The organism is Clostridium sp. MCC345 (assembly GCF_018785345.1).
GTDB lineage: Bacteria > Bacillota > Clostridia > Lachnospirales > Anaerotignaceae > Anaerotignum_A > Anaerotignum_A faecicola.
On sequence record NZ_WQPP01000032.1, the window covers coordinates 158,257 to 179,761 of the forward strand.

Below are 21,505 nucleotides of genomic sequence, written 5' to 3' on the forward strand. Positions count from 1 at the left end.
ATTCATAGATATTTCATAGCCTCTTTATTATTAGGATCAATTTCTAAAATCAAATTTGCATATCTGCGAGCATTCGCAGGATTCATCTTACATTTTTGCAATAGCTGTTGTACATCATCTTCTAAAGATACTGCTACCTTTGTTTTATTCTTGATTTCAAATTTTGTATCGCAATAGCTACATACTTTGTAGCCATCCTTTATCACGAAATCATTCGCACCGCAGTTTGGACAAACAATCTGTTTCATAATGAAGCCCCCTAATGTTTCTACCGGTACTTACTCTGTTTCATCCACCTGTTTTTTCAGGAACACGAATTTTCCGTTCTGAATCTGTTTCAGATAAGCCGTATCGCGGATGGCATCGCCGTTATCGTCGAAGCTGATATCCCCCGTCACGCCCTCATAATCCACCTCATACAGTGCGTTTCGCAGATCCACGCTTGTCAGCACATCCTTCGTCCCGTCCAGACTTTCCAGTGCCGTCACCATCGTCATATAGGCATCATAGCCCAGCGCGGAAACCGCCGCAACCTCGTCTGTGCCGCCGTTCAGCGCAATGCGCTCCGCGTTCTGCCGCAGATAGGACTGAAAGCCGCGGACGAAGGTTTTCGCCTGCGTGGTCGCGCTTGCCTCGAAGGGGGAGGAGAATACAACGCCCTCTGCCGCCTCGCCGATTGCCTTTACCATGGAAAGGTTTTCCCAGGTATCTGCCGCAAGAACGGGTGCAGTAATGCCGCTTTCGCGAATCTGGGGCAGCAGAACCTCCGCCATAGCCGTGGAGCAGGGCAGGAAGATGCAGTCGGGATTGGTTTTCTGAATTTTCTGCAAAATTTCGTCGAACTCGGTTTCTCCTGCGTGGTAGGCCTCGTCTGCAACCACCTTGCCGCCGATTTTTTCATCTGTAAATGCCTGTCGGAAATAAGCCGCAATCCCTGTGGAATAATCATCCCCGTTCTGGCTGATAACAGCCGCAGTCCGATATCCCTGCTCTGCCGCATAGGATGCGATTACTCTGCCCTGAAAGGGGTCCATGAATGTTGTGCGGAAATAATATTTATTGCCTGCGGTTACCTGCGGATTCGTGCAGGATGCGCCGATGGCAGGCACGTTTGCGTCCGCAAAGGTTTGTCCTGCGGCATTGGAAACACCCGAGCCGTAGGAGCCGATTACCCCTGCAACGCCTTCCGCAATCAGGCTTTCCGCCGCAGCAACAGCCGCTACCTTGTCGGATTGATTGTCTGCCTCCACCAGCTCAATGTTGTATACCGTACCGTTCAGCTCCACGGTTGGCACGATTGCATTGGCATAGCGGATGCCCAGAACCTCCTGCTTGCCGCCGTTGCTGTTTTCGCCTGTGGTTGGCTCAAATACGCCGATTTTGATGGTGTGCGTGGCTTCGGTTTCATCCGTCTCTGCCGCCGTAATCTGCGTGCCGGGGCCGGAAGAAGCCGCATCGTCATCGTCATTGCCGCCGCATGCCGCCAGAGAAGCTGTCATCACAGAGGCAAGCAGAAGCGCAGTCATTTTTTTCATTTTTACAACCTCCCATAAATGGATTCCGGAAAGCATCAAACCGGAAAATGTCGTTTTTGAAAGGAACCGAAGGGCCTTCTTTGCCCAAACCGGAAGAAGGGATGCTTTTGTGTTCCTAAAAATATTACCATAAGATGTCCTTCGGCGCAAGAAACGGATATCTTGGGACTGGTAAAGTTCATTTTTTTTCAGTATAATAAAAGGGGAGTTTAGTCGGTTTTTTGTAAACGACAGAGATGAAAAGGAAAAAAGGAGGAATTGCTTTTGGCTAAGGTAGATGAAATTTTTAAGGCAAACTGCAGACAGATTCTGGAGCATGGCTTTTCAACGGAAAATGAAAAGGTGCGCGCTGTCTGGGAGGACGGCACCCCTGCCCACACGATTAAGACCTTTGGCGTGGTGAATCGCTATAATTTGCAGGAGGAATTTCCGCTGATGACGCTGCGTTATACCAACTGGAAGGCGGCGATTGATGAAATCCTCTGGATCTGGCAGAAAAAATCCAATAATGTAAACGATTTGAACAGCCATATCTGGGATTCCTGGGCGGATGAAAGCGGCTCCATCGGCAAGGCGTATGGCTATCAGCTTGGCGTGAAGTATAAATTCCCTCATGGTGAAATGGATCAGGTGGATAACGTGCTGTGGCAGCTCAAAAATACACCTGCCTCCAGACGTATCATGACGAATATCTATAATTTTGCCGATTTGACGGAAATGGGTCTGGAGCCCTGCGCCTATAGCATGACCTTTAATGTAACGGGCAATCGTCTGAACGGGATTCTCAATCAGCGCTCGCAGGATACGCTGACCGCAAATAACTGGAACGTGGTACAGTATTCCGCATTGCTGATGATGTTCGCGCAGGTGAGCGGCTTAGAGCCGGGCGAGCTGGTGCATGTCATCAGCGATATGCACATTTATGACAGACATATTGATATGGTAAAGACTATGCTTGACCGTGAGCCATTGCCTGCACCCAAGGTGCGCCTAAATCCGGAGGTAAAGAATTTCTATGATTTCACCGTGGACGATTTCATTGTGGAGGATTACGAGTACGGCAAATCCATGGGGCGTGTGCCTGTTGCGATTTGATTGCCGATAAGGAGGAAAAACATGGATATAATTGTTGCCGTTGATGTAGACTGGGGTATTGGCAAGGATGGAGACCTTTTGCAGCGCATTTCTGCAGATATGAAATATTTTCGTGAGAAAACGACGGGAAATGTGCTTGTGATGGGACGGAAAACGCTGGAATCCTTTCCGAATAAAAAGCCCCTGCCGAATCGGGTGAATATTGTGCTGACGAAAAATAAGGACTATCAGGCGGAGGGCGTTGTGCTGTGCCATGATTTGGCAGAGCTGCCTGCCATTCTGGAACATTACGCCGGGAAGCAGGTTTTTGTTGCCGGCGGCGGCACGGTTTATGCACAGCTTTTGCCACAGTGCGAACGTGCCTATGTCACGAAGATTTATCAGACCTATCCCGCGGATACTGCCTTCCCGAATCTGGATGAAAACCCCGATTGGGAGCTGGAGGAAAAGGGTGAAATGCAGGAGGAGAAGGGAGTAAGGTTTTCCTTCGATGTGTATAAAAAGAGATAAAGAAAAGGAGTCGAAAGACTCCTTTTTTGATGGGCGCAAATGCGCTCAACCAGTGCGAAGCACTGCCAGTCTTGGCGCGACTGCGCCCAATCGGCGCTTGCGCCGCTGCTTTTTCTTGCACACGAGAGGTGCTTCCCCTGCGCCCAATCGCCGTTTCCCCAAAACAAAAATGACTTGAGCATTTTGCTCAAGTCATTTTCTCATAAAGGGGGCTATATCAAAATCAGAAGAACAGATGGAAGGTATTAAATCTCCAGCCTGCATCTTCCTTCCAGAGTACAAACAGAAATTCCTGTGTGGTATAATCTTCGGGATTGTCCGGGGCGGTGTAGAAATAATCACCTTTGTATGCCTCGTTGCTGTTGGTGTAATATGCGGTTGCTTTGAAGCCGATTTCGTCATCGCTTTCCTTATCAATTTCAAAGGTGTGCCCTGCATAGAAGATATTCGAGCCTCTGCCGCCGCCCAGGTAATATAGACCGCCGTCCTCGCCCTTGGTGAACATCAGGTTATCCTTGCTCAGGATGCTGTTGTCTACGAAAAATTCCGTGAAATACTGCAACAGATAGGTACGGAAATCCTCATAGGTCGGGAAACGGGGATCGGTGATTTTGTAGTATGTCAATTCATCCTTTTCGTATGTGGCATTTTCATCATAATCAAATGCGCCAAAGCTAATCTGGTAATAAATTTTATAAGCACCTTCGTAAATTTCCTGTAAATCCTCACTCAGTGGGGGCAGGCTCTCCTTATCTACTGTAATATCGGCGGCAACGGAATCCTCCGGCAGTTCCTTTGCAGAGGTATTGCCTCCGCAGCCGGAAAGCGCGCCAATGCCGACAGCAGCACAGAGCAAAAGGGTGATAAATTTCTTTTTCATGGGGTGTTTCTCCTTTCAGGTTTTCTTTTCGGATAACATAGTAGCACAAAGTTTCCTCAAAGAAAAGGGGCTTTCGGAAATTGAAAGAAAGTCTTAAGAATTAAAGCAAAAGGGCGAAACCGAGAGATTTCGCCCTTTTGTTAGATATATTCTGATTGATGTTTGTGAAAATTGAAATTATCTTTGAAATTACCTATATTCTCAAAAAATACCTTTGTTATATTTGAATTGTCCATATAGCATAAAGCCTAATCCGACAACAACTGCCGGATGGGTGATATAAGCTATCATTTCTTCACTCCAAAACGAAACTATGAAACCTAACACAAGAGATACTCCGATTATAAGCGTTCCTGTGCCGACGGCTTTTCCGTACTTCGGTATATCTTCTTCCTTTACTTTTCGTCTGTTATAAGAGTGAATGGTGCTGATATTGCCTTTGATATTTACAATTCCCATAACAGATATGAACACTCCCAAAATCAATAACACAATATTTTCCATAATAACCTCCTAAAAATAAAACAAATCTTCAAACTTCTTATCTAATGCAATACAAAGGATAAGAGCCAATTTTGCAGTTGGATTGAATTGCCCTGTTTCAATGGAACTAATCGTGTTTCTTGACACGCCTACCATTTCTGCAAGTTGAGCTTGAGAAAGGTTTGCTTCTGTACGAAATTCCTTCAAGTGATTTTTCAGTTGTAATTGTTCTTTCATACCCTCACCTCTAAAAGGCGGCAAACAAATCCAACAAATGCCAAAATTGCAAGAATGAAAAATAAAACGCTCAGTACCAAATCGCTCTTTCGTTTCATTTTGATAAAACGAACTAACCATTGTGTTGCAAGAATGCTAAAGTATATAACCCATGGACTATAAATCATAATATGGACAAGCATAGATGATAACCAAGAAAGCAGACAACACACTAAGGCACCAACTCTGCTTGCGTGACATCCTGCTTGATATGCCACTTCCATTTCAGCCAAATCTTTGTTGCGATGCTCTTTTCTGCTTGCATTTAAAATTTCTTCCTTTTTCATAGAACACCTCCGTTCCAAGTTTTCTTTGCATACTTTCATTATATTCATACCAAGTTTTCTTGTCAATAGAGTTGATAAAAAAGTTACACAATATGATAGATAACTTTTTCATCGCTTCGACTATACTCGCAACGTAATGACTTCTTGAAAACTTGCCGAAAAGGAAACGCTGCCCTCTATCGACACACTGAAAAGGGCGAAACCTTTCGGTTCCGCCCTTCGTTTTTTTAATTATTTTTTAAGCCTCTGCCAGCTTCTTATAGGATGCGTATTTATCCTTTGCATTTTCTGCTGCTTCCTTCAACAGAACCTCTGCGGTTTCGGGGAAGGTACGAACCAGAGAAGCGTAACGTACTTCACCCATCAGGAATTCATTGAAGTCCAGTGTAGGCTCCTTGGAATCCAGAATGAAGGGATTCTTGCCTTCCTTCTTGAGGTCGGGGTTGAAGCGATACAGGTGCCAGTAGCCTGCCTGAACAGCCAGCTTTGCTTCCAGCTGTGCATTTGCCATGCCCTTGGAAATACCATGGTTGATACAAGGTGCATAAGCAATAATCAGGGAAGGTCCTTTGTATGCCTCTGCTTCCTTCAGTGCCTTGATAAGCTGGTTGGGGTCTGCGCCCAGTGCAACCTGTGCAACATAGATGTAGCCATAGCTCATTGCCAGCATACCCAGATCCTTCTTTACAGTAGGCTTACCGCCTGCGGCAAACTGTGCCACAGCGCCGATGGGGGTTGCCTTGGAGGACTGACCGCCTGTGTTGGAGTAAACCTCGGTATCTACAACCAGTACGTTTACGTCACGGCCGCTTGCCAGAACGTGATCCAGACCGCCGTAGCCGATGTCGTATGCCCAGCCGTCACCGCCGTACATCCACATGGATTTCTTTGTCAGGTGTTCGCTGTTTTCCAGAATGAAGTCCTTCAGCTCTGCTGCTGCACCGTCAACCTGCAGCTCCTTCAGTGCTGCGATAACCGCACGGCTGTCAGCCTTGCTTCTATCGCCGTTATCCCAGTTTTCCAGCCATGTTTCAGCTGCTGCCGCAAAATCTGTGCCTGCGGTCAGTGCCAGCAGATCCTTCACCTTCATGGTTACGCGGTCTCTCTGCTGCTCTACAGCCAGAACCATACCAACGGAGAACTGTGCGTTATTTTCAAACAGGGAGTTGCTCCATGCGGGGCCCCAGCCTTCCTTGTTTGTGGTGTAAGGTACACAGGGAGCTGCTGCACCCCAAGCCTGTGTACAGCCTGTTGCGTTTGCCAGATACATTCTGTCGCCGTAAAGCTGTGTCATCAGCTTCGCATAAGCTGTTTCGCCGCAGCCTGCACATGCGCCGGAGAACTCCAGCAGAGGCTGTTCGAACTGAGAGCCCTTTACGGTGAATTTGCTCATGGGGTTTTTCTTATCAGACAGGGTCAGGGAGAAGTCCCAGTTGTCCTGTTCGTGCAGCTGTGTTTCCAGAGGCTGCATCACAAGTGCCTTTTCCTTTGCAGGGCAGGCTGTTACGCAGACACCGCAGCCCTGACAATCCAGAGGGTCAACCTGCATACGGAATTTGTACTGCTTGATTTCGCCTGCGCCGTTTGCATCCAGAACTGCGTAGGATGCGGGAGCATTTGCTGCTTCTTCTTCTGTCAGCAGGAAAGGACGGATTGCAGCGTGAGGGCAAACGTAGGAGCACTGGTTACACTGGATACATTTTGTTGCATCCCATGCGGGAACGTCAATCGCAACACCGCGTTTTTCAAATGCGGAGGTGCCAAGAGGAACTGTGCCGTCCTCTCTGCCTGCGAATACGGATACAGGCAGCAGGTCGCCCTTCAGTGCGTTCATGGGAACCATCAGCTTTTCAACATATTCGGGAAGAACCTTCTTGATTGCTTCCTGATCTACGTCCTTTGCATCCTTCCAGCTTGCGGGAACGTCAATCTTTGTCAGACCGGAAAGCCCTGCGTCAACAGCGGCATAGTTCATGTTGACAACCTTTTCGCCCTTCTTGCCGTAGGATTTTACGATAGCCGCCTTCATGTATGTAACTGCGTCATCAACGGGGATGATGTTTGCCAGCTTGAAGAATGCGGACTGCAAAATTGCGTTTGTCTTGTTGCCCAGACCGATTTCCTTACCAATCTTGATTGCATCAATGGTGTAGAAGTGGATGTTGTTGTTTGCGATGGTTCTCTTTACCTCCGCAGACAGGTGATGATCCAGCTCCTCGGGTGTCCATGTGCAGTTCAGCAGGAAGGTGCCGCCGGGTTTGATTTCGGAAACGATATCATATTTTTCCATGTAGCTCTGGTTATGACAAGCAACGAAGTTTGCGTTCTTTGTTACCAGATAGCTGGAGCGGATGGGCTTGTCGCCGAAACGCAGGTGAGAACGTGTGATACCGCCGGATTTCTTTGTGTCATATTCAAAATAAGCCTGTGCGTATTTATCTGTGTGGTCACCGATGATTTTGATGGAGTTTTTGTTTGCGCCAACCGTACCGTCGGAGCCAAGACCCCAGAATTTGCAGGATACGGTGCTTGCGTCAGCCAGATCGGGCTCTGCGCCAACCTCGATGGAGCTGTTGGAAATATCATCAATGATACCAACGGTGAAGTGGTTTTTCTGTGCGCCCTTCATGTTGTCAAATACTGCGATAATCTGTGCAGGAGTCACATCCTTGGAGGACAGACCGTATCTGCCTGCCAGAACCTTTGTGGTTCTGCCTGTTTCGATCAGTGCGGAACAAACATCGCCGTAAAGAGGCTCGCCCAGTGCGCCGGGTTCCTTTGTTCTGTCCAGAACGGTCAGAACCTTTACTGTTTCGGGCAGAGCTGCTGCGAAGTGTGCCAGAGAGAAGGGTCTGTACAGGTGAACCTGCAGGAAACCAACCTTTTCGCCCTTTGCGGTCAGGCTTTCCACAACCTCCTGCGCAACGCCTGTCACGGAGCCCATCGCTACGATAACATGCTCTGCATCAGCTGCGCCGAAGTAGTTGAACAGCTTGTAATTTCTGCCTGTAATTTTGTTGATTTCGTTCATGTATTCCTCTACGATTTCAGGCAGTCTGGTGTAGAAGGGTGTGCATGCCTCTCTGTTCTGGAAGAATACGTCGGGGTTCTGTACGGTGGAGCGCTGTACGGGGTGTTCGGGATTCAGTGCATTCTTTCTGAATTTCTTCAGTGCATCCTGATCCACCAGCTTTTCCAGATCCTCATAGTCCATTACTTCGATTTTCTGCAGCTCATGAGAGGTGCGGAAGCCATCGAAGAAGTGGATGAAGGGAACGCTGCCCTTGATTGCGGAAAGGTGTGCCACACCTGCTAAGTCCATAACCTCCTGTACGGATGCGGAGGAAAGCATTGCGCAGCCAATCTGACGGCAGGACATAACGTCGGAGTGATCGCCGAAGATGGAGAAGGCATGTGTACCAACGGTTCTGGATGCAACGTGGAATACGCCGGGCTTCAGCTGCCCTGCGATTCTGTACATCGGGGGAATCATCAGCAGCAGCCCCTGAGATGCGGTATATGTTGTTGCCAGTGTGCCTGCCTCCAGAGCGCCGTGCATTGCGCCTGCGGCACCTGCTTCGGATTCCAGCTCCAGCAGACGCACGGTCTGGCCGAAGATATTCTTTTTGCCGTTTGCAGCCCAGCTGTCTACGTGCTCCGCCATAGGGGAGGAGGGAGTGATGGGGTAAATCGTTGCGACCTCTGTGAAGGCATAGGAAACGTATGCCGCAGCTTCATTACCATCCATGGTTTTCATCATTTTTGTGTTCATGGTGTGGACTCCTTTCATATAAATATAAGGGATAGAAATAGTGATTTGTTATCCTGTATCGGGTTCCCGTCTGAATGGGAAATTGCTATCTTTTGTATAATTTTATGTTAGATTATTGAAATTTTATTGTCAATACTGTACGAGAAAAAGAACCTGTATTTTGTGTACAAAATTAAATACTTGTTAGTTTTGCATTAAGAAAAGTACAAACGGATGTAATTTTTTGGAATCGTATGGAATTTTAAGGAAAAAGCAGGCGAATTTCTCTGACAAAACAGGGAAAAAGCCTATCGGAAAAGGGGGAATAGAGCATGGAACCGGCAAGAGTGCGATTTCTGGAAGAGGGGGAGGAGCCTGTCCTTCCTAAGTGGACAAAACTGCTGCCGCAGCGGTGGAGACAGAGAAAAACAGTGGACACTTACCCGTACACACTGACACGAGTGGACGGGGTACTGACAGGCATTTTGCAGGCAGAGCGGACAGCCGTACTGACAGCAGATTGGAGAAGGGGGGCATCACGCCTTCTGGCAGCCCTGGAGGAAGCGGGTGCCGCCATCATTGTGCCGCCTGCCGAGGGAGAATTTCCCAGAGAACGGCTTCCCTTTGCCGAGGGGCGCAGGCTGGCACAGCTTTTTGCCTTCGCAGGTGCGGCAGAGGCATTGCACCGGCAGGGCAGAAATCCGGAGGAATCGGCATTTCTTCTGGCAGGGGGCGAGCCGCATATCTGGGGGAGGGTGCTTTCCTCTCTGGGAAATGAGGTGAACCGCCTTGCCATTTTTACGCAGGAGCCGGAAACGGCAGAGGGTGTGGTGCAGCGGCTTTATGCGGAGCGCGGCTTGATGGCGGAGGTCTTTTCCTCCCCGAAAAATGCTGCGCTTGGGGCGGCGGATGTGGTGCTTTCCTGCGGCATGGAGCAGCGTGCTTATGAGCATATTCTGAAGCGAGGGTGCATCTGGCTGGATTTCGCAGGCAATCGCCCTGTTCTGCGGCGGCTTAGGAGCCTGCGTCCGGATATTTCGGCGGCGGAGGGGTTCTTTTTCCGCATGGCGGCAGAGGGAGGAGAGCAGGCGGAGGGCAGGCTTGCCGAGGCAAGGGCATACCTTGGCTGTGAGGCGTTTCGGGAAGGCTTTTCGGCAGAGGATTGGGACGGGGAGCGGCTGTTTTCCGCCTTGCAGGAGAAGGGCTTTTCCGTTTCGGGCTTTTCCGCCTTCGGCAAAAGGGTAAAAATAAAGAGAAAATGAAGGGAATGTTTGTGCTTAAAAAATATAAGCCCTCGAAGGGAATGGGATATTCCTTCGGGGGCAGTTTTTATTGTGAAATTCAGTGATTCCGGCGAAATTTATCCGCAATCTGTGAAAGCAATTCAATCTCTTCCTCATCCAGACCGGTAACATCAATGTTTCTTTTATTGGTTATACCAAGAAGATAATCGGTGGATACATGAAATATACGGGCGAGCTTGATCAATACTTCGTATGACGGATAACGATTATTCGATTCATAGGAGGAAACCGCGCTGATAGCCAGTCCGATTCGTTCAGCGACCTGTTTTTGCGTTAACTTTTTTTCCATCCGAAGGGAACGGAGTTTATCTCCCATATCTACCAACTGTATCACCCACCTTTACTGTCAGTGTATCAGTTATTATTTCTGCAATGGTGAAATAAATTACACAAAAACGGAAATTTTTATTGAAAACGGGTCAGACGGGTGCTACAATGAAAGCGATACAAATGAGTATCGAAAAAAGTTGTTTGAATGACGAAAATGGTTTTAAAGAGGGGGAGATTTTTATGACGAAGGATTATTACGGAAAATGCGGTTCCTGCATTTATTGTGAACTGGGGACAGCCTATACTCTTGCGTATTCTATGAGTTTCAAGTGCAGCCGCAACGGATACAGCGTAAAGGCGGATGAAAAGCGTTGTGACCGATATGAGCCGGCACCGGGGCGGTGCAATGATGATATTGCACGTTATGACCGTTAAGGAGGGGACGTATGGGAGCGATTGGCATAGTTGCATTAGTGATAGTGGTACTTATCGTTTCAGCAATCGGTTTTCAAAACCTTCTTGCGGCTATCGGTGTTGCGATTTTTTTTGCATTATTTCTTCGGTATATTACGGACGAGTATTATAAATTTTCAGAGGGACTTTCTGGAGCGATAGTAAGTCTTGGTATAGCGGGCATTCTGTCGATTTTTATAGATGTGGAGTTTTGGGGCTTTTGGATTGCTTATATTGTGGTGCTTCTTTTTTGGGGCTTTTCTCTTAAACACAATGTTGTTAAATTTGAAAAAGAGGCACAGCCCGTATTAAAGGACTTGCAGGATTTTCTGGAGGATTATGCGCACTTTATGCCGGATCATGACCGCAATGCAAGTTTCTATTGGGAAGAAATGGGGATTCAAATTAAGCTTTGGACTTGGGATGCCGAAATAAAACGGGATATCTACAGAGAGTGTGATCGTGCGCATATTGATCCGGATCCGGTTTTCTTTGGTGAATACAAGCCGATTTCCAAGCGTTATTATAATTGCTACATGTTGTTGGATAAAGGGACTCCTGCATTTGGAGAGGACAGCCTTGTTTACACATGGCCGTTTACCGTCCTTGGGCAAAAGAGGTACCTATTCCCTGTTTTAAGCAACCGTATGAAGGACAGATATTCCGGTTCCTTTAACGGAAATAAAGATATGTTTACGATTCGCTTTGACAAGACAAAATAAGCGCAGAGAATCTCTGAGTAAAACAGTGCCATGGATGCAGTATCATCCGAGGTACTGTTTTTTGGGTGGAAATTTGTTTTATGTGCATGGAAAAAAGGCTTTCTGCCCTTTTTGTGTAATATAAATTTTTGGAGAAAGCCTTGATTTTTCAAGGAAAAAGCGTTGACAATCCGCTCGGAATCAGTATATAATATTACGATAGTTCGGGAGGGTAATCGCAAGCCTTCCTTTTTTCCTTGTCTGAAACGAGGAAAGCATGAAATGAGACTAAAACGAGGAGTGACACACCCATGACAGAAAAGAAAGTTGTTTTGACCTATGACGGTCTGAAAAACATGGAGGCGGAGCTGGAAAATCTGAAAACCGTCCGCAGAAAAGACGTAGCAGAAAAAATTAAAGAAGCAAGAGGTCAGGGTGACCTTTCCGAAAACGCCGAATATGATGCAGCGAAGGAAGAACAGGCAGAAATCGAAGCGCGTATCGTGCAGCTGGAAAAAATGCTGCGCAATGCAGAGGTTATCGATGAAGAAGAGGGTGCAAAGGATACCATCAGCCTGGGTACGACCGTAACGGTGCTGGATGTGGAATTTGACGAGGAAATGGAATACACCATTGTAGGCTCTGCAGAGGCAGACCCCATGAACGGCAGAATTTCCAACGAATCCCCTGTCGGTATGGCACTTCTGGGACATAAAAAGGACGATATCATTATGATTGAAACACCTGACGGCGAAGTGGAATTCAAGGTGCTGAGATTTACAAAATAAAACCATTACAAAAGAACGGACAGGAGGAAGAAAAGTGGCAGAGGAAAATAAGGAGTTGACCCAGCAGGAGCTGAGTGAACAGAATAGAATCAGAAGAGAAAAGCTGGCACAGATGCAGGAAGCAGGCAAGGACCCCTTCCAGATTGTAAAATATGATGTGACACACCACAGCGACGAAATCAGAGCGAACTTTGATGCGCTGGAAAATAAGGATGTTTGCATCGCAGGCAGACTGATGAGCAAGCGTATTATGGGGAAGGCATCCTTCTGCAATATTCAGGACAGAAACGGTCTGATGCAGTCCTATGTCAGCAAGAATGACATCGGCGAGGAGGATTACGCTGCATTCAAAAAATATGACATCGGTGATATCATCGGCATCAAGGGCTTTGTATTCAAAACAAAAACAGGCGAAATTTCCGTACACGCAAAAGAGGTTGTTCTGCTTTCCAAGAGCCTGCAGGTTCTGCCCGAAAAGTTCCATGGTCTGAAGGATCAGGAGCTGCGCTACAGACAGAGATATGTAGACCTGATTGTAAACCCCGAATCCAGAGATACCTTTATCAAGCGTTCCAAAATTATTACAGAAATCAGAAGGTTTTTGGACGCAAAGGGCTTCTTAGAGGTAGAAACTCCCGTTTTGCAGACCATCCCCGGCGGTGCGTCCGCAAGACCCTTTATCACACACCACAATACACTGGATATTGATATGTACTGCCGTATTGCGCTGGAGCTGCCCCTGAAGAGACTGATTGTCGGCGGCTTTGAAAGAGTATATGAAATCGGTCGTGTATTCAGAAACGAGGGCATTTCCGTTCGTCATAACCCCGAATTCACGCTGATGGAGCTGTATCAGGCCTACACAGATTACAAGGGCATGATGGACATTACGGAAGAAATGTTCCGTACCGTAGCACAGAACGTGCTGGGCACAACAAAGATTACCTATGGCGGCTATGATCTGGATCTGGGTCAGCCCTTCGCAAGAATCACAATGACAGATGCCGTAAAGCAGTTTACAGGCGTTGATTTCGACCAGGTGAAGGATACAGAGGAAGCAAAGAAAATCGCGGCAGAAAAGGGCGTGGAATTTGAAGAACGCCATGTAAAGGGCGATATTCTGAACCTGTTCTTTGAAGAATTCGTAGAAAAGAACCTGATTCAGCCTACCTTCATCATTGATTACCCTGTAGAAATTTCTCCTCTGACAAAGAGAAAGCCCGACAAACCCGAATTTACAGAAAGATTCGAGCTGTTTATTGTCGGCAGAGAATACGGCAACGCTTATTCCGAGCTGAACGATCCCATCGACCAGCGTGCGCGTTTTGAATATCAGGAATATCTGCGCGAAAACGGCGACGATGAGGCAAATATGATTGATGAGGACTTCCTGACTGCGCTGGAATACGGTATGCCCCCTACAGGCGGTCTGGGTGTTGGTATCGACAGATTTGTTATGCTGCTGACAGAATCCGTTTCTATCAGAGACGTTATCTTGTTCCCGACGATGAAGTCACTGGATAAAAAAGACCAGTAAAATCAAGAGTTTGCGGACTTCCGACTTGTATGGTACGACAGGAGTACGACAAAATAACCTATCTTAAAGGGTTAAAACAAACGATTTTAAATTAAAATCGAGTCAGTTCAAGTTCATATTTTGTACTATAAGGACATTTTTCTAAAAGAAATTTTAGAGGAATGTCCTTTTTTGTTATGGTCAACGGAACAAAATAAGAAAATGGAGGAAGTCAGTATGAACAGTACAGCGTTAGGAGCAAAAAAAGAAAATATTAACTTTATCAGTGAAGCACATGAGAAATTTTACTATGAAAAAATTCAGAAAGTTAGAGAAGCAGATGTATATCACAAGGCACTTTGCTATTGCCTTGGAATGAACGAGGATACACGAAGAAATGTGGATAAAATTTATAACTTTAAGACTGGCTGTGTAAAACCGGAGTGTTTGCATGAAGGATGGCAGACCAGCGGAAGCGCAAAGGTTGTTAGAATGGCTTTCAATTTGTATTGCAACGGAACACCGAGCGTAGATGATGAGCAGGACACAGAGGAGCAGGTGGATGAGTGCCGGAGATATTCAGTAGAGGATTTGTTCTGCTGTTGCTATGCACCGTATTTTTGGCAGGCAATACAGATTCGCTATCCGGAGTATGCCACATACAATAAAAATTTGTATGCAATGTTTGGAGGAAATGATTGATGTTAAAGATTCGATTGATGGGAACAAAAAATGATATTACATGGTTCAAAAAAATCATGCAGAGACACCCAAAGGTAGAGGTTCTGGAAATGTCAGACCTCTACCCTAACAAGGGAACAGATAAATATTATAGATCGTATGTAGAAGTAAAAAAGAGCAATGTAAAAGAATAATAGTAGAATTTGGAGGAATTTCATCATGTGTAAAGTTATAGCAGTAGGAAACCAGAAAGGTGGAGTCGGAAAGACCACCACAACGAGTAATTTAGGTATTGGACTTGCAAAAAAAGGGAAAAAGGTGCTTCTGATTGATGCAGATGCACAGGGAAGTCTTACTGCAAGTTTAGGCTTTCAGGAGCCGGATAAATTGGATGCATCTCTTGCAACCGTTATGGCGAATATCATCAATGAAGAAGATATGGAGCCGGATTATGGCATATTGAAGCATGACGAGGGTGTAGACCTTATGCCGGGCAATATAGAACTTTCCGGACTGGAGGTATCACTGGTAAATGTAATGAGCAGAGAGCTTGTGCTTCGTACCTACATAGAACAGCAGAAAGAAAGATATGATTACATTCTGATTGATTGTATGCCTTCGCTTGGCATGATTACCATAAATGCCTTTGCAAGTGCTGACAGTATCCTTATTCCTGTGCAGGCTGCATATCTTCCGGTAAAAGGTCTGGAACAGCTTATTAAGACCATAGGAAAAGTAAAAAGACAGATCAATCCCAAACTGGAGATTGAAGGTATCCTGCTTACGATGGTAGATAACAGAACCAACTATGCAAAAGACATCAGTGCATTGGTTGTGGAGAATTATGGTAGCAAGGTTAGAATATTTGAAAACAGTATTCCGATGTCCGTAAGAGCTGCGGAGATTTCTGCGGAGGGTGTCAGTATTTATGAGCATGATCCAAATGGAAAAGTAGCAAGTGCCTATCAGTCTTTGACAGAGGAGGTGCTTGCAGATGAATAAGGTGGGAAGTGCAGCTAAAGTAAAGCTGAATAGTTTTGATGATTTGTTTGGAACTGAACAGCCACAAGCAGGAATAGAACAGGTACAGGAAATTGCATTATCAGAACTGCATGAGTTCAAGGGACACCCATTTAAGGTACTGGACGATGAAAAAATGCAGGAAACTGTGGAGAGTGTCAGAGAGCATGGTGTGTTGATGCCGGGCATTGCCAGACCGAGAGCAGAGGGCGGTTACGAAATTATAGCAGGACACCGAAGGAGACATGCCTGTGAAGCTGTAGGACTAGAAACAATGCCGATGTTTATCCGCAATTATACGGATGATGAAGCTACGATTATCATGGTGGACAGCAATATCCAAAGAGAAGATATTCTGCCAAGTGAGAAAGCAAAGGCATACCGCATGAAATATGATGCTATGAAGCATCAGGGAAGCAGGACAGGCGGGCTTACACTTGAAGAATTAGGAGAAACCGCAGGAGAAAGTGCAAAGACTGTCCAAAGGTATATATGGATTTCACGATTATCAGAACCGTTGCTTGATATGGTGGATTTGGGAAAGATAGGTATTATGCAGGCTGTGGACATCTCGTTTTTATCCGAGGATGCACAGCAATGGGTATTGATTACCATACAGGACACCAATGCTGTCATAAGCAAACAGCAGAGTGCCATGCTAAAGGAAAGTGACAAAAAGGGAGAACTGACTTTTCCAATGGTGCGTATGCTTCTGGAGAAAGAAAAGCCAGTAGAGCGTAAGGTTGTTATAAAAACGGAACGCATTAACAGTTATTTTCCAGATACATATAGCACAGAAGATATAGAAAAAATAATATTTCAGCTATTGGATAACTGGAAGAATACGCAGTAGGAAGGAGGAGACGAGAATGGGAGAAATTTTGCAGTTAGATTATTATTACGGAATAGAAGCGGAACAGTTCTCATTCTATCGTGTTCCACGCCTGCTGATAAAGGACGAGAGATTTAAGAAGCTGTCCAGTGATGCAAAATTATTGTATGGACTTATGCTTGATCGTATGTCGCTGTCTATGAAAAATGAATGGTTTGACGATGAAAATCGTGCATACATCATTTACACCATAGACAGCATAATGGAGGATTTGGGATGCGCTAAAGAAAAGGCTGTAAAGGTATTGGCAGAGCTTGATTCTGTAAAAGGAATTGGTCTGGTAGAAAAGGTTCGCAGAGGACTTGGAAAACCGGATATAATTTATGTGAAAAATTTTGCTTCTATTACTGAACAGATGGACGAAAAAGAGCCAGCAAATGCTGATAAAATCACAGAAGTCGGAAAATCGAACTTCAAGAAGTCAGAAAATCGAACTTCTGGAAGTCAGAAAACCGAACCACAAGAAGTCAGAAAATCGAACTTCCGGAAGTCAGAAAATCAAACCTCTGGAAGTTCGGAAATCAAACCTCAAGAAGTCGGAGAATCGAACCCTAATTATACTAACTATAATCAGACTTATATGAATCAGACTAATTATAACCATACTGAGGAGAGTTATAACAATCCTATCAATCAATCTGCAACAGAAAAGCCACAAGATGATGTGATTGATTCGATGGATGATGCACAGGCATACATAGAACTGATTAAAGAAAATATCAATTATGATCATCACATGAAGTATGATGGTTATGGTGAAAAAGAACTTTATGACGAATTATTTGGGATAATCTGCGAAGTAGTGTGCGTAAAGAGAAAATCAATCCGAGTTGCAGGTGAGGATTATCCGTATGAGCTTGTAAAATCCAGATTCTTGAAACTGAACAGCAGTCATCTGGAATATGTGATTGGTTGCATGAAAGAGACAACGACAAAGATTACAAATATCAAAGCGTATATGATAACAGCACTTTATAATGCACCAACTACGATAAATCATTTCTATCAGCAGGAAGTGCAGCATGATATGTATGGAGGTGGATGGCATGAAAAGGGTATTATTTAAGGTGATTTTGCCGCTGGCATTTGTTGCAGTATGGCTGAATATGTGTTACTGGATATGTCTGGGAGAGAACGGAGTAAACTGGTTTCAATTCTGGATTATGAGTGGATTTCCATTCGGCATACAAAAGATGCTCGTACTGCTGATACCTCGCAATTTTGGAATTGCAGGGAGCATTGGAGTGTTGGCACTTGACGCAGTCATAGGCGGCATGATCGGAGTGATTGTTCTTGCAATAAAAATTATTGCAATCATTAGGGAAGTAATCAATATCATAATGGAACTTGCAGGAAAGAGAATTTCTTGCTGAACAGGAGCAGGTATGAAATGAAAGTTTTTATACCTGCTTATTTTATAACTTCTGGTCACAGCGTCCAGAAGTGGAAAGGAACTGATATGGAATCAATGAGAGACACCAAGCGTATCATGGAGCGTGAAATCAAAAAAGGAAGCACACCATTATCTTTTGAACAAATGGAGATTGATACAAATAATTATCAAGAGATTACTTCTGTGGAGAAACTGACACAGGTATTGCAGTACCTTCACAGGGTAGGCAATTACAAGTCTTTAGCGGGAAAAACGGTGATCAATAATGTTTACACTTTTATGCGTGGAAGGACACCTGATTTTACCAGAGCAAGAAGTATATTTGACCGGGAAAAGATATATCATCAGATGATCCGGCAGGAAAGGAAGATGAAGCCTACTTATGAGGGAGACTGCTATATCGAAACAGCAAAGTGCTATTTTTCATTGCCAGAGGAATGGGAAAAGCACAAGATGATGTATCTGAATAATGATGCATATGGTTTTATCCTGTCGAATAAGTATATCTTGGGATTGTATAAGTATTGCAGGGAAGCAAGGCGGGATATTGCAATGGAAGCTCATGAAATACCGGAGAATACAAATACTGTTGTTCAACGGCTGATAAACATGGAAAATCTGGAAGTGTTGTCACATTGTTTGCTGCTTGATGATGTATGGATAGAAAATAATCTGATTGGTGCAAAGATGTACACGATTTTCAAATTAGGAATTTCTTCTCAAAGCACAGCTTTTCTGCTATAATGGGCATTAGCTTATTATGTCTGGAGGAAATGAATATGTGCGATGAAATTATGAATTTAGAAGAACAGGTTACTGAGCCTGTTGAGCCAAAGGTGGAAACAGAACCATTATTTGAGGAAATGGTGGATTTTGATACATTCAGCAAGTCAGATTTCCGTGTTGTAAAAGTAAAAGAATGTAGTGCTGTGAAGAAAAGCAAAAAGCTGTTACATTTTGTTTTAGATGATGGCACAGGAACAGACAGAATTATTCTCTCTGGAATCCATGCATATTATGAACCGGAGGAACTGGTCGGAAAGACATTACTTGCAATTACAAATTTACCACCTAGAAGTATGATGGGAATTGATTCCTGTGGTATGCTTTTATCCGCTGTTCATACAGTAAATGGAGAGGAAAAGCTTAATTTAGTTATGCTGGATGATGCAATTCCGGCAGGTGCAAAGCTCTACTAATCAAAAAGAATATAGAAAAATATACAGCGTTAAGGCAGATATGAGATCGAAAGATTTTGTATCTGTTTTTTTATTGCAACAACTTCTGGTCACGGCGTCCAGAAGTGGAAAGGAAAAGGAAATGAACAGAAAAGATGTGAAGAAATTATTGCTTGCTGTTATTGCTGTGGTAATTGTGGCAAAAATAGCAAGAGACATTATGAAAGCGAGAAAGCAGAAAGAAAATATTCCTGCTGATATATTCGAGGATTTTTATGAGGAAGAAATGAACTGGTGGGATAAAGACCTTGAGGAAGGGGAGGAGCAGTAAGTATGGCAATGAAAACACAGCTTCACAGGCTGTTGGTTCCACCCTAAATCAAGTTGGTGCAGATAAGGAAGGAGGTACACCGTGCAGGAGGAAACAACACAGAAAACCATTGCTCTTGCAATCAAGACTTCCAAGCTGACCGCAAGCGTTTTACAGAAGGCAATGAAGATGTATCTGGAGCATCAGAAGCATAAGGAGCCTTCGTATGGAAAGATTCCGGTAAAGAAGCTGGTCGGTCAGGGAGAGGGTGCAAAGTCCATTGAGGTTACGGATAGCAATATAAAATCCTTTGAGCGTGTCGCAAGGAAATACAATGTCGATTTCGCAGTAAAAAAGGATAAGACCACGGAACCACCCAGGTATCTTGTATTTTTTAAGGGCAAAGATGCCGATGTGATTGCACAGGCATTCAAGGAATTTGTAAAAGTTAATGAGAAAAAACAGCAGCGTCCGTCACTCAGACAGAAACTGAAAGGACTTCAGAAGATGATCGCACAGAATAAGAATAGGGAGCGAAGCAGAGAGAAAAATAAGGACAGGGGACAGAGCTTATAAGCAAGGTCATTGACGGGATTGTGAAAGATTTGCAGTCAATTCCGAAAACTCTCAAAGAAAAAACAAAAGGGGTAAATAAAAAGCAGCTTGCCCTGAAATGTGCTCCCTATGTGATCTTCGGGTATGTTCTGAATAAGGTTTCATGGCTGTATGGACAGCAGGCAGGGGATAACACCTTGCAGAAGGTGTTGGACACAATCAATGGGATAGGAGGTGCATTCAAAAATCCGCTTCCAAGTATTCTGCCAAGAGATTTATTGGTAGGTGTGGGATGCGGGATAGGATTTCGTATGGTAGTTTATTATAAAGCGAAAAATGCAAAGAAATTCCGGCAGGGAGTAGAATATGGTTCGGCAAGGTGGGGAACTGCCAAAGACATAGAGCCTTATGTCGATCCGGTATTTGAAAACAACGTGCTTTTAACGGCAACGGAGCGGCTTATGATGTCGGGCAGACCAAAACAGCCGAAGTATGCGAGAAATAAAAACATTCTTGTAATCGGTGGTTCCGGTTCCGGCAAGACCAGATTTTTTGTAAAGCCGAACCTCATGCAGATGCACAGTTCCTACGTTGTGACTGATCCCAAAGGCACAGTCCTCGTGGAATGTGGCAAAATGCTGTCTAAGAATAATTACCGGATCAAGGTGCTGAATACCATTAACTTTGCAAAATCAATGCATTACAATCCTTTCGCTTATATCCGTAGCGAAAAGGATATTCTGAAACTCGTAAACACAATCATTGTAAATACCAAAGGGGAAGGACAGCAAGCCTCTGAGGATTTCTGGGTGAAAGCGGAAAAGCTCTATTATACAGCCCTGATAGCATATATCTGGTACGAAGCACCGGAGGAGGAACAGAATTTTTCCATGCTGATTGATCTGGTGGATGCCAGTGAAGCAAGGGAAGATGATGAGAATTTCAAAAATGCGGTTGACCTGCTGTTTGAGGAGCTGGAAAAGGAGAACCCGAACCACTTTGCGGTCAGACAGTATAAAAAATACAAGCTGGCGGCGGGTGTTGTATGCTCTAAAAGACTTCTTAATCAAGCGGTTGGGAAGTCTCTTAGAACACACAACCTAAAACCGAAGAAAGGAGCGCAAGTTATGAGAAAAAATGAGAAAATCACAGCTCTGTACGAACGACTGAGCCGTGATGACTTTGGCAAAGATGATGACCAACAGCGTGAGAGCAATTCCATTTCCAATCAAAAGGCTATGTTGGAGGAGTTCGCCGCACGGCAGGGCTTTACAAACATTGTCCATTTCACGGACGATGGCATTAGTGGTACTTGCTTTGACCGTCCCGGATTTTTAGCAATGATGAAAGAAGTGGAAGCCGGGAATGTGGAGTATTTGTGCATCAAGGACATGAGCCGCATGGGTCGTGACTATCTGAAAGTCGGTCAGATTATGGAAATCCTGCGTCAGCGTGGCGTTCGCCTTATCGCCATCAATGACGGCGTGGACAGTGCCAGAGGGGACGATGATTTTACCCCTTTCCGCAACATTATGAACGAATACTACGCCAGAGACACCAGCCGTAAAATCCGTTCCACTTTCCAGTCCAAAGGCAAGTCCGGCAAGCACCTCACAGGCACGGTCAT

Annotated in this window: 26 protein-coding genes; 18 read left to right on the plus strand and 8 right to left on the minus strand. The window is 45.0% G+C overall.

What is annotated here, in order from left to right; translation table 11 throughout:
- Nucleotides 1-2: 2 nt before the first annotated feature.
- Nucleotides 3-248, minus strand: coding sequence for a TFIIB-type zinc finger domain-containing protein (locus GPK49_RS07690; RefSeq protein WP_215677268.1), 246 nt, complete (start codon nt 246-248; stop codon nt 3-5).
- Between the two features lie 30 nt (nt 249-278).
- A complete protein-coding gene (locus GPK49_RS07695) occupies nt 279-1,535 on the minus strand; it encodes an ABC transporter substrate-binding protein (RefSeq protein ID WP_318283875.1) in 1,257 nt (418 codons plus the stop codon).
- Nucleotides 1,536-1,799: 264 nt separating this feature from the next.
- Here GPK49_RS07695 and thyA point away from each other — a divergent pair, with 264 nt between their 5' ends.
- Nucleotides 1,800-2,630, plus strand: a complete 831-nt coding sequence (thyA, locus tag GPK49_RS07700) for a thymidylate synthase (RefSeq protein WP_215677270.1) — start codon at nt 1,800-1,802, stop codon at nt 2,628-2,630.
- A gap of 21 nt (nt 2,631-2,651) precedes the next feature.
- Nucleotides 2,652-3,140: a dihydrofolate reductase gene (locus GPK49_RS07705; protein WP_215677271.1), complete on the plus strand. Its 489-nt coding sequence runs from the start codon at nt 2,652-2,654 to the stop codon at nt 3,138-3,140.
- Nucleotides 3,141-3,363: 223 nt separating this feature from the next.
- Here the strand turns inward: GPK49_RS07705 and GPK49_RS07710 are convergent, their stop codons facing one another.
- From GPK49_RS07710 to nifJ, 5 genes are all read right to left on the minus strand, one after another.
- A complete protein-coding gene (locus GPK49_RS07710; protein WP_016407288.1) occupies nt 3,364-4,020 on the minus strand; it encodes a hypothetical protein in 657 nt (218 codons plus the stop codon).
- A 201-nt stretch (nt 4,021-4,221) separates the two neighbouring features.
- Nucleotides 4,222-4,524 (minus strand): DUF3784 domain-containing protein, encoded by a 303-nt coding sequence (locus GPK49_RS07715; protein ID WP_016407289.1) that lies wholly within the window; start codon nt 4,522-4,524, stop codon nt 4,222-4,224.
- A gap of 9 nt (nt 4,525-4,533) precedes the next feature.
- Nucleotides 4,534-4,740, minus strand: a complete 207-nt coding sequence (locus GPK49_RS07720; protein ID WP_118581362.1) for a helix-turn-helix transcriptional regulator — start codon at nt 4,738-4,740, stop codon at nt 4,534-4,536.
- Entirely contained in the window at nt 4,737-5,066 is a 330-nt protein-coding gene (locus GPK49_RS07725) for a DUF6442 family protein (protein WP_016407291.1), read from the minus strand. The genes GPK49_RS07720 and GPK49_RS07725 overlap by 4 nt, the downstream gene beginning before the upstream one ends.
- Before the next feature lie 238 nt (nt 5,067-5,304).
- Nucleotides 5,305-8,838, minus strand: a complete 3,534-nt coding sequence (gene nifJ, locus GPK49_RS07730) for a pyruvate:ferredoxin (flavodoxin) oxidoreductase (protein ID WP_016407292.1) — start codon at nt 8,836-8,838, stop codon at nt 5,305-5,307.
- A gap of 311 nt (nt 8,839-9,149) precedes the next feature.
- Between nifJ and GPK49_RS07735 the strand changes: the two genes are divergently transcribed.
- A complete protein-coding gene (locus tag GPK49_RS07735; protein WP_215677272.1) occupies nt 9,150-10,079 on the plus strand; it encodes a hypothetical protein in 930 nt (309 codons plus the stop codon).
- Between the two features lie 79 nt (nt 10,080-10,158).
- On the opposite strand, the gene GPK49_RS07740 is transcribed toward GPK49_RS07735, so the two are convergent.
- A complete protein-coding gene (locus GPK49_RS07740; RefSeq protein WP_277118986.1) occupies nt 10,159-10,437 on the minus strand; it encodes a helix-turn-helix domain-containing protein in 279 nt (92 codons plus the stop codon).
- Between the two features lie 194 nt (nt 10,438-10,631).
- Here GPK49_RS07740 and GPK49_RS07745 point away from each other — a divergent pair, with 194 nt between their 5' ends.
- The 15 genes from GPK49_RS07745 to GPK49_RS07815 all read left to right on the plus strand — a co-directional run.
- Nucleotides 10,632-10,826: a hypothetical protein gene (locus GPK49_RS07745; RefSeq protein ID WP_215677274.1), complete on the plus strand. Its 195-nt coding sequence runs from the start codon at nt 10,632-10,634 to the stop codon at nt 10,824-10,826.
- An 11-nt stretch (nt 10,827-10,837) separates the two neighbouring features.
- Nucleotides 10,838-11,566, plus strand: a complete 729-nt coding sequence (locus GPK49_RS07750; protein ID WP_215677275.1) for a hypothetical protein — start codon at nt 10,838-10,840, stop codon at nt 11,564-11,566.
- Nucleotides 11,567-11,856: 290 nt separating this feature from the next.
- Complete coding sequence (gene greA, locus GPK49_RS07755; protein ID WP_016407294.1) at nt 11,857-12,333, plus strand: transcription elongation factor GreA; 477 nt, start codon at nt 11,857-11,859, stop codon at nt 12,331-12,333.
- A gap of 34 nt (nt 12,334-12,367) precedes the next feature.
- Nucleotides 12,368-13,870 (plus strand): lysine--tRNA ligase, encoded by a 1,503-nt coding sequence (gene lysS, locus GPK49_RS07760; RefSeq protein ID WP_215677277.1) that lies wholly within the window; start codon nt 12,368-12,370, stop codon nt 13,868-13,870.
- Between the two features lie 216 nt (nt 13,871-14,086).
- Nucleotides 14,087-14,551, plus strand: a complete 465-nt coding sequence (locus GPK49_RS07765; protein ID WP_118488995.1) for a DUF6075 family protein — start codon at nt 14,087-14,089, stop codon at nt 14,549-14,551.
- A complete protein-coding gene (locus GPK49_RS07770) occupies nt 14,551-14,724 on the plus strand; it encodes a hypothetical protein (RefSeq protein ID WP_006858014.1) in 174 nt (57 codons plus the stop codon). The genes GPK49_RS07765 and GPK49_RS07770 overlap by 1 nt, the downstream gene beginning before the upstream one ends.
- 25 nt (nt 14,725-14,749) lie before the next feature.
- The gene (locus GPK49_RS07775; RefSeq protein ID WP_118488996.1) at nt 14,750-15,532 is read left to right on the plus strand and encodes a ParA family protein; all 783 of its coding nucleotides are present in this window, start codon (nt 14,750-14,752) and stop codon (nt 15,530-15,532) included.
- Complete coding sequence (locus GPK49_RS07780; RefSeq protein ID WP_118488997.1) at nt 15,525-16,403, plus strand: ParB/RepB/Spo0J family partition protein; 879 nt, start codon at nt 15,525-15,527, stop codon at nt 16,401-16,403. Before GPK49_RS07775 ends, GPK49_RS07780 begins: the two co-directional genes overlap by 8 nt.
- 16 nt (nt 16,404-16,419) lie before the next feature.
- Nucleotides 16,420-17,508, plus strand: coding sequence for a DUF6017 domain-containing protein (locus tag GPK49_RS07785; protein WP_118772749.1), 1,089 nt, complete (start codon nt 16,420-16,422; stop codon nt 17,506-17,508).
- Entirely contained in the window at nt 17,489-17,815 is a 327-nt protein-coding gene (locus GPK49_RS07790; RefSeq protein WP_006858009.1) for a DUF6050 family protein, read from the plus strand. Before GPK49_RS07785 ends, GPK49_RS07790 begins: the two co-directional genes overlap by 20 nt.
- A gap of 17 nt (nt 17,816-17,832) precedes the next feature.
- On the plus strand, nt 17,833-18,579 hold the full coding sequence (locus GPK49_RS07795) for a hypothetical protein (RefSeq protein WP_118772748.1): 747 nt from the start codon (nt 17,833-17,835) through the stop codon (nt 18,577-18,579).
- 35 nt (nt 18,580-18,614) lie between these two features.
- On the plus strand, nt 18,615-19,034 hold the full coding sequence (locus tag GPK49_RS07800; protein ID WP_330423635.1) for a methionine--tRNA ligase subunit beta: 420 nt from the start codon (nt 18,615-18,617) through the stop codon (nt 19,032-19,034).
- Between the two features lie 121 nt (nt 19,035-19,155).
- Nucleotides 19,156-19,344 (plus strand): hypothetical protein, encoded by a 189-nt coding sequence (locus GPK49_RS07805; RefSeq protein WP_044999310.1) that lies wholly within the window; start codon nt 19,156-19,158, stop codon nt 19,342-19,344.
- 81 nt (nt 19,345-19,425) lie between these two features.
- Nucleotides 19,426-19,899, plus strand: coding sequence for a PcfB family protein (locus GPK49_RS07810; RefSeq protein WP_118592185.1), 474 nt, complete (start codon nt 19,426-19,428; stop codon nt 19,897-19,899).
- Between the two features lie 29 nt (nt 19,900-19,928).
- Nucleotides 19,929-21,505: type IV secretory system conjugative DNA transfer family protein (locus GPK49_RS07815; RefSeq protein WP_215677279.1), on the plus strand; the 1,577-nt coding region annotated here is incomplete at its 3' end.

Coding starts and splice junctions, on each gene's coding strand:
- GPK49_RS07775 (WP_118488996.1), top strand. CDS start 14,750: ATGTGTAAAGTTATAGCAGTAGGAAACCAGAAAGGTGGAGTCGGAAAG.
- GPK49_RS07785 (WP_118772749.1), top strand. CDS start 16,420: ATGGGAGAAATTTTGCAGTTAGATTATTATTACGGAATAGAAGCGGAA.
- GPK49_RS07745 (WP_215677274.1), top strand. CDS start 10,632: ATGACGAAGGATTATTACGGAAAATGCGGTTCCTGCATTTATTGTGAA.
- GPK49_RS07690 (WP_215677268.1), bottom strand. CDS start 248: ATGAAACAGATTGTTTGTCCAAACTGCGGTGCGAATGATTTCGTGATA.
- GPK49_RS07715 (WP_016407289.1), bottom strand. CDS start 4,524: ATGGAAAATATTGTGTTATTGATTTTGGGAGTGTTCATATCTGTTATG.
- GPK49_RS07695 (WP_318283875.1), bottom strand. CDS start 1,535: ATGAAAAAAATGACTGCGCTTCTGCTTGCCTCTGTGATGACAGCTTCT.
- GPK49_RS07795 (WP_118772748.1), top strand. CDS start 17,833: ATGAAAGTTTTTATACCTGCTTATTTTATAACTTCTGGTCACAGCGTC.
- GPK49_RS07780 (WP_118488997.1), top strand. CDS start 15,525: ATGAATAAGGTGGGAAGTGCAGCTAAAGTAAAGCTGAATAGTTTTGAT.
- GPK49_RS07765 (WP_118488995.1), top strand. CDS start 14,087: ATGAACAGTACAGCGTTAGGAGCAAAAAAAGAAAATATTAACTTTATC.
- GPK49_RS07790 (WP_006858009.1), top strand. CDS start 17,489: ATGAAAAGGGTATTATTTAAGGTGATTTTGCCGCTGGCATTTGTTGCA.
- GPK49_RS07725 (WP_016407291.1), bottom strand. CDS start 5,066: ATGAAAAAGGAAGAAATTTTAAATGCAAGCAGAAAAGAGCATCGCAAC.
- GPK49_RS07710 (WP_016407288.1), bottom strand. CDS start 4,020: ATGAAAAAGAAATTTATCACCCTTTTGCTCTGTGCTGCTGTCGGCATT.
- GPK49_RS07805 (WP_044999310.1), top strand. CDS start 19,156: ATGAACAGAAAAGATGTGAAGAAATTATTGCTTGCTGTTATTGCTGTG.
- GPK49_RS07735 (WP_215677272.1), top strand. CDS start 9,150: ATGGAACCGGCAAGAGTGCGATTTCTGGAAGAGGGGGAGGAGCCTGTC.
- GPK49_RS07770 (WP_006858014.1), top strand. CDS start 14,551: ATGTTAAAGATTCGATTGATGGGAACAAAAAATGATATTACATGGTTC.
- greA (WP_016407294.1), top strand. CDS start 11,857: ATGACAGAAAAGAAAGTTGTTTTGACCTATGACGGTCTGAAAAACATG.
- GPK49_RS07705 (WP_215677271.1), top strand. CDS start 2,652: ATGGATATAATTGTTGCCGTTGATGTAGACTGGGGTATTGGCAAGGAT.
- GPK49_RS07750 (WP_215677275.1), top strand. CDS start 10,838: ATGGGAGCGATTGGCATAGTTGCATTAGTGATAGTGGTACTTATCGTT.
- nifJ (WP_016407292.1), bottom strand. CDS start 8,838: ATGAACACAAAAATGATGAAAACCATGGATGGTAATGAAGCTGCGGCA.
- GPK49_RS07720 (WP_118581362.1), bottom strand. CDS start 4,740: ATGAAAGAACAATTACAACTGAAAAATCACTTGAAGGAATTTCGTACA.
- GPK49_RS07800 (WP_330423635.1), top strand. CDS start 18,615: ATGTGCGATGAAATTATGAATTTAGAAGAACAGGTTACTGAGCCTGTT.
- GPK49_RS07740 (WP_277118986.1), bottom strand. CDS start 10,437: ATGGGAGATAAACTCCGTTCCCTTCGGATGGAAAAAAAGTTAACGCAA.